7 protein-coding genes are annotated in these 6,848 nt (G+C 65.0%); all 7 read left to right on the top strand.

All coding sequences use genetic code 11. The features are described from left to right. Positions 1-1,650: FAD-dependent monooxygenase (locus ENZ74_RS16735; protein ID WP_127312874.1), on the top strand; the 1,650-nt coding region annotated here is incomplete at its 5' end. Between the two features lie 10 nt (positions 1,651-1,660). Then, positions 1,661-2,551 carry an intradiol ring-cleavage dioxygenase gene (locus ENZ74_RS16730; RefSeq protein ID WP_063167503.1) on the top strand — a complete coding sequence of 297 codons (891 nt, stop codon included), beginning with the start codon at positions 1,661-1,663 and terminating at the stop codon, positions 2,549-2,551. Then, positions 2,551-3,369 carry an SDR family NAD(P)-dependent oxidoreductase gene (locus ENZ74_RS16725; RefSeq protein WP_013533089.1) on the top strand — a complete coding sequence of 273 codons (819 nt, stop codon included), beginning with the start codon at positions 2,551-2,553 and terminating at the stop codon, positions 3,367-3,369. The genes ENZ74_RS16730 and ENZ74_RS16725 overlap by 1 nt, the downstream gene beginning before the upstream one ends. 63 nt (positions 3,370-3,432) lie before the next feature. Then, positions 3,433-4,740 carry an ABC transporter substrate-binding protein gene (locus ENZ74_RS16720; RefSeq protein WP_063167504.1) on the top strand — a complete coding sequence of 436 codons (1,308 nt, stop codon included), beginning with the start codon at positions 3,433-3,435 and terminating at the stop codon, positions 4,738-4,740. Between the two features lie 25 nt (positions 4,741-4,765). Next, positions 4,766-5,494, top strand: a complete 729-nt coding sequence (locus ENZ74_RS16715) for an ABC transporter ATP-binding protein (protein WP_063167505.1) — start codon at positions 4,766-4,768, stop codon at positions 5,492-5,494. After that, the gene (locus ENZ74_RS16710) at positions 5,491-6,219 is read left to right on the top strand and encodes an ABC transporter ATP-binding protein (protein WP_013533086.1); all 729 of its coding nucleotides are present in this window, start codon (positions 5,491-5,493) and stop codon (positions 6,217-6,219) included. Before ENZ74_RS16715 ends, ENZ74_RS16710 begins: the two co-directional genes overlap by 4 nt. Next, positions 6,206-6,848, top strand: a 643-nt coding sequence (locus tag ENZ74_RS16705; RefSeq protein ID WP_164761057.1) for a branched-chain amino acid ABC transporter permease, incomplete at its 3' end; no start/stop codon positions are given. The genes ENZ74_RS16710 and ENZ74_RS16705, both read left to right, overlap by 14 nt.

Raw genomic sequence — 6,848 nt, 5'->3', positions numbered from 1 at the left:
CGCTATCGCTGGTTGTCGAACACGCCGCGTGCCCACATCACCAACCAGCGCACCATGGAAGTGCTGCGCGACCTCGGTCCGGATGTCGAGGCAGAGGCCATGATGCACGCCTCGCCGCAGGAACTGATGGGCGAGAACGTGTTCTGCGAAAGCCTGGCCGGCGAGGAGATCGGCCGCATGAAGAGCTGGGGTACAGCGCCGCTCTCCAAGGCCGAACATCTGCTGTCGTCTCCCTGTTTCATGAACGATTTGCCCCAGACCTTCATGGAGCCGATCCTGTTCAAGTCGGCCTGCACCCGCGGGACGCAGGCACGCATGAGCACGGAATATGTCAGCCATGTCCAGGATGCGGACGGCGTGACCACGACCTGCCGCGATCGGCTGTCGGGTAAGGATTTCACCGTGCGGTCGAAGTTCCTCGTCGGCGCCGACGGCGGCAACTCGCTGGTGGCCGAGCATCTGGGCCTGCCGCTCGACGGTAAGATGGGCGTCGGCGGCTCGATGAACATCCTGTTCAGGGCCGATCTGTCGAAATACGTCGCGCACCGGCCGAGCGTCCTCTACTGGGTCATGCAGCCCGGCGCCGACGTCGGCGGCATCGGCATGGGTCTGGTTCGCATGGTGCGGCCGTGGGATGAGTGGCTGATCGTCTGGGGCTACGACATCAACCAGCCGCCGCCGGAGGTAACGCCGGAACTGGCCACCGAGGTCGCGCGTCAATTGGTCGGAGATTCCGCGCTCGAGATCGAGCTCCTGGGCGCCAACACCTGGACGGTGAACAACTGCTTCGCCACGCACATGCAGAAGGGGCGGGTGTTCATCATGGGCGACGCCGCGCACCGGCATCCGCCCTCGAACGGGCTCGGCTCGAACACATCGATCCAGGATGGGTTCAATCTCGCCTGGAAGCTTGCCAAGGTCGTCAAGGGGCAGGCGGGCATCGGGCTTCTGGATAGCTACTCTGCCGAGCGCGCACCGATCGCGCGCCAGATCGTGACGCGGGCGAACCAGTCCATTGCCGAATTCGGACCGATCTTCGAGGCGCTCGGCATGGATGGCGGCGTCGATCACGACAAGATCCAGAGGAACATGGAGGCCCGCGCCGACGCGACGCCCGCGGCCGAAGCGCAGCGCGAGGCGCTCCGCAAGGCTATCGCCTTCAAGAAGTACGAGTTCGACGCCCATGGCGTCGAGATGAACCAGCGCTATGCGTCCGGCGCGGTGGTGACCGACGGCCAGCGCGAGCCGGCATTCGAGAAGGATCGCGAGCTGCACTATGCGCCAACGACGTGGCCGGGCGCGCGCTTGCCGCATGTCTGGGTGTTCGAGCGCTCGGGCAGGAAGGTCTCGACGCTCGATCTTTGCGGGCATGGCGAGTTCACGCTTTTGACCGGTATTGGCGGCGAGGCGTGGGTCGCCGCGGCGGAGACGGTGGGCGCGGAGCTCGGTCTGCCGATCCGCAGCCATGTGATCGGCCCGCGCCGCACGATCGAGGATCATGCCGGCGACTGGGCCGGCGCGCGGGAGATCCGCGACACCGGCTGCCTGATCGTCCGTCCCGACCACCACGTCGCCTGGCGTTCCGAAACGCTCGCGGCCGATCCGGCGGCCGAACTGCGCCGGGTCTTCAAATCCGTTCTGGCGCGCTGAGGAGGATCGCATGATTGACGAACACGAATCCGGCTATTTCACCGAGGCGAACTCGGCCGAGGTCGTCGTGGCGCGCAACAGGAACGCCAAAGACGAGCGGCTCAAAGAGGTGATGGAGGTCATCACCCGAAAGCTGCACGAGGCGGTGAAGGAGATCGAGCCGACGCAGGAGGAATGGTTCGGCGCGATCATGTTCCTGACGCAGACGGGCCAGATCTGCAACGAATGGCGGCAGGAGTACATCCTGCTGTCGGATGTTCTCGGCGTCTCGATGCTGGTCGATGCGATCAACAACCGCAAGCCGTCGGGTGCCTCGGAATCCACGGTGCTGGGGCCTTTCCACGTCGCCGACGCGCCCGAATTGCCAATGGGATCGAACATCTGCCTCGACCAGAAGGGCGAGCCGATGTTCGTGCATGGCCGCATCCTCAATACCGAGGGTAACCCGATCGCAGGCGCCAAGATCGACGTCTGGCAGGCCAATGACGAGGGTTTCTACGACGTGCAGCAGAAGGGCATCCAGCCCGACTTCAATCTGCGCGGGGTGTTCCGCACCGGTGCGGACGGACGTTACTGGTTCCGCGGCGTGAAGCCCAAATACTACCCGATCCCGGATGACGGTCCGGTCGGCAGGCTGCTGGGCGCGCTAGGCCGCCACCCCAATCGTCCGGCGCATCTCCACTACATCGTCGAGGCCGAGGGCTTCGACGCGCTGACCACGCACATCTTCGATCCGGACGATCCGTACATCGATTCAGATGCCGTCTTCGGCGTGAAGAAAAGCCTGCTCGCCGAATTCCGCAAGGTCGAGGACGCCGAAGCCGCGGCCAGGGTCGAGGTCGCGGCGCCGTTCTACGACGTGGAGTTCGATTTCGTGCTGTCGCGCAAGGGAGGAAACTGATGGCCGCACTTGAGAAGATGTTCGATGTCAGAGGCAAGTCGGTGATCGTCACCGGCGGCGCCAGCGGCATCGGGCAGGCCTATTCCGAGATCATGGCCGAGCACGGGGCGAAGGTCTGCATCTTCGACCTGAACCCTGCCGGGCTGGAGAAGACCGTGGCGGCGATCAGGGCGGCGGGTGGCGATGTCTGGGGCCAGGTCGTCGATGTCGGCGACCGTGCGGCCATGGCGGCCGCCTTCGACAAGGTGGCCGAGAAGGCCGGCTCGATCGACGTCGTGTTCGCCAATGCCGGGATCGACGCCGGGCCGGGCTTCAACACCCCGACGGGCGAAAGGAACCCCGAGGGCGCCATCGAGAACCTGCCCGACGAGCACTGGGACAAGGTGATCGAGATAAACCTGACCTCGGTCTACACCACGATCAAGCATGCCGTGCGGCACATGAAGCCGAATGGCGGCGGCCAGATCATCGTCACGTCGTCCATCGCCTCGCTGATCAACGAGAGCATCGTGGGTACACCCTACATGCCCGCCAAGGCCGCGGTGAACCATCTCGTTCGCCACATGGCGATGGAGCTCGGCGCCTACAACATCCGCATCAACGCAATCCTGCCCGGGCCGTTCATCACCAACATCGCCGGCGGCCGGCTGCGCAATCCGGCGGACCGCAAGGCCTTCGAGGCCCAGTCGCTCATCGGCCGGATCGGTGACCCTGAAGAGATCAAGGGCCTGGCGCTCTATCTGGCGTCGCCGGCCGCGTCCTACGTGACGGGCTCGCTGATCGTCATCGATGGCGGCTCGCTGCTGAGGATGACCTGAACAAGCTTTGAACTGAGACCGGTCCCGTGGGCCGGAGAAACTTAACCCAGGGAGGAACCGACAATGACCTACTACAACAAACTGGTGAAATCGGGCTTGCGGCCCAGCCGCCGAAGCGTCCTGAAGGGGATTGGAGCCGGCGTTGCCGCCAGCACGCTGGGCATGCCGACCTATCTGCGCGCCGCGACGGCGGGGAAGATCAAGCTCGGCTATCTCAGCCCCACGACCGGGCCGCTCGCCCTGTTTGGTGAAACGGATGGCTACACCTTGCAGAAAATCCGCGCCCTGCTCGGCGGCCAGCTGCAATGTGCCGACGGCAATACTTACGAGATCGAGATCCTCGATCGCGACAGCCAGTCCAATCCGAACAAGGCATCGGAAATCGCCGGCAACCTCATCCTGAACGACGAGGTGCATCTGCTCGTACCGGCCTCGACCACCGACACGATCCTGCCCGCGGCCGAGCAGGCCGAGCTTTATGAGACCCCCTGCATTTCCTCCGGTGCTCCCTGGCAAGCGGTGATCATGCCGCGCGGCGGCGGCAAGCAGACCTTCGGCTGGACCTATCATTTCTTCTGGGGCCTCGACGAGGCGCTGAACACCTTCGTCGGACTCTGGAGCCATCTGGAGACCAACAAGAAGGTCGGCATGCTGTTTCCGCAGAACATCGACGGCGAGACCTGGGGCAACGACGAATATGGCTTGCCAGCGCCGACCCGCAAGGCCGGCTACGAGGTCGTGGTGCCCGGCTATTTCCAGCCCCGCACCAATGATTTTTCCGCACAGATCGCCGAGTTCAAGAAGCAGGGCTGCGAGATCATCGGCGGCATTACCTATCCGGACGATCTGAAGACCTTCGTCACCCAGTGCAACCAGCAGGGCTTCAAGCCGAAGGCGGTCACGGTGGCGGCGGCACTCCTGTTCCCGGGGGGTGTCGAGGCCATGGGTCCTCTAGGCAACGGCATGTCCTCGGAGGTCTGGTGGACACCGGCGTTCCCGTTCAAGTCGTCGCTGACCGGGCAGGTCAGCAGCGACATCGCCAGCCAATGGGAAGTCGATTCGAAGCGGCAGTGGACGCAGCCGCTGGGCTATTCGCATGCCTTGCTCGAGGTCGCGCTCGACATCCTGAAGCGCTCTTCCAATCCGCTCGATCGCACAGCCAACCGAGACGCCCTGGTCGCTACCGATCTGCAGACGCTGGTCGGTCATATCAAGTTCGACGGCTCGCCCCACAAGAACATCTGCAAGACGCCGATCTTCGGCGGCCAGTGGGTGAAGGGCGAGAAATGGCCTTATGACCTGAAGATCGTCGACAACACGGTCAATCAGCTCTTCGCGCCGCAACAGGCTATTCAGCCGATCGCCTGGTGACATGAGCGGGGACGCGGGCAGAGTCATGGGTAGGGAAATCCTGCTGAAAGCGCACGGGGTGTCGAAGTCCTTCGGCGCTGTCCGCGTCCTGCATGACGTGACTTTCGACGTGCATCGGGGCGAGGTGCTGGGCATCCTCGGCCCGAATGGGGCGGGCAAAACGACGCTGTTCAACATGATCAGCGGCGACTTGAAGACGTCCGGCGGCGAGATCCAGCTCGGCGACACCGCACTCCGCGGCGAGCCGCCCTTCCGGCGCTGCCAGATGGGGATCGGGCGGACCTATCAGATCCCGCGTCCCTATTCCGGCATGACCACCTTCGAAAACCTGCTGGTCGCCGCCGCTTTCGGCGGCGGCCGGTCCGAGAAGCAGAGCTATGCTTTCTGCGCCCAGGTCCTGCGCGAGTGCGAACTCTCCGACAAGGCCAATGTCTCGGCCGGCGCTCTCACTCTGCTCGACCGCAAGCGGCTGGAGCTGGCGCGCGCGCTGGCGTCGGATCCGAAGCTGCTGCTGCTGGACGAGATCGCGGGCGGGCTGACCGACGATGAATCGAAGGCGCTGGTGGCGCTGGTGCGCCGCATCCGCGACCGCGGCATCACCATCGTGTGGATCGAGCATGTGCTGCACGCATTGCTGGCGGTAGCCGACCGGCTCTTGGTTCTGAATTTCGGCGAGAAGATCGCGGAAGGCGTGCCCGCCGACGTGATCGCGCTGCCTGAGGTCCAGCGCGTCTACATGGGGATCGAGGGATGACGGCCGTTCTTTCCACCCACGGGCTGTTGGCCCGCTATGGCGACTTCCAGGCGCTCTACGGCGTCGACATCGAGCTGCACCAGGGTGAGGCCGTGGCCTTGATCGGCGCCAACGGGGCCGGAAAATCCACCCTCCTGCGTTCGATCATGGGCCTGCTTCCGGTCGGGCGCGAGATGGTGCTGCTGCACGGTGAGCCGGTCGGCGGCACCGCCACCGACCGCATGGTGCAGAAGGGCGTCGCCATCGTGCCGGAGGGCCGCCGCCTCTTCACCGGCATGTCGGTCGAGGACAATCTGCGCGTCGCCATCGACCAGGCCGCGCGCATGGGCGCCAAGGGCGGATGGACGCTGCCGCGTCTGCACCAGCTGTTCCCGATCCTCAAGGAGAAGGCTCGCACCCAGGTGCAAAGCCTCTCGGGCGGGCAGCAGCAGATGGTGGCGATCGGCCGCGCGCTGCTCTGCCAGCCGCGCGTGCTGCTCTGCGATGAGATCAGCCTTGGTCTCGCGCCCAAGGTGATCCGCGAAATCTATGCCGCCTTGCCCGAAATCCGCGCCACCGGCACGGCGATGATCGTGGTCGAGCAGGATGTCGGCCTCGCCCGGACCGCCACGGACCGCCTCTACTGCATGCTGGAGGGCCGCGTGACCCTGACCGGCAGGTCCGCCGAAATCACGCGCGAGCAGATCGGCAAAGCCTATTTTGGAGCGGGCCATGGAGTGGTTTGACGCCTTGGTGCAGGGGGTCCTGCTGGGCGGCATGTATGCCCAGTATGCACTCGGCATGGCGCTGATGTTCGGCGTCATGCGGATCGTCAACATCAGCCATGGCGATCTGGTGATCCTTTTGTCGCTGATCGGCATCTCGATCGCCACGGCTTGGGGTCTGGGACCGCTGCCGGTGCTGATCGTGCTGGTGCCGCTCGCGGTGCTGATGGGCTGGGTGCTGCAGAAGGCCGTGCTGAACCGCGTGGTGGGCAGCGATCCGCTGCCCTCGCTGATCGCGACCTTCGGACTGTCGATCGCGCTGCAGAACCTGATGCTCCAGATATGGTCCGCGAACAGCCGATCGCTGCCCGGCCATGGGATCGAGAGCCAGTCCATCGAGATCGGCGGCATCTATGTCGGTCTCCTGCCGCTGATCGTGCTGGCCGTTGCCACGGGCCTGACAGGAGGCCTCGACCTGACGCTGAAGCGCACGCGCTTCGGTCGCGCGCTCCGCGCCGCGTCGGCCGATGTCGAGGCGGCGGCGATGACCGGCATCAACCCGCGCGCCGTCTATGCGATGGCGACAGCGGCGGCGGTCGGCATTCTCGGTTTTGCAGCCGTCTTCCAGGCGCTGCGGTCGACTGTTGCTC

It is taken from the genome of Mesorhizobium sp. M7A.F.Ca.CA.002.15.2.1, from assembly GCF_003998715.1.
Classification (GTDB): Bacteria; Pseudomonadota; Alphaproteobacteria; order Rhizobiales; family Rhizobiaceae; genus Mesorhizobium; species Mesorhizobium ciceri.
Note: the sequence above shows the minus strand (reverse complement) of the source record. Positions and strands in the feature narration are given on the sequence as shown.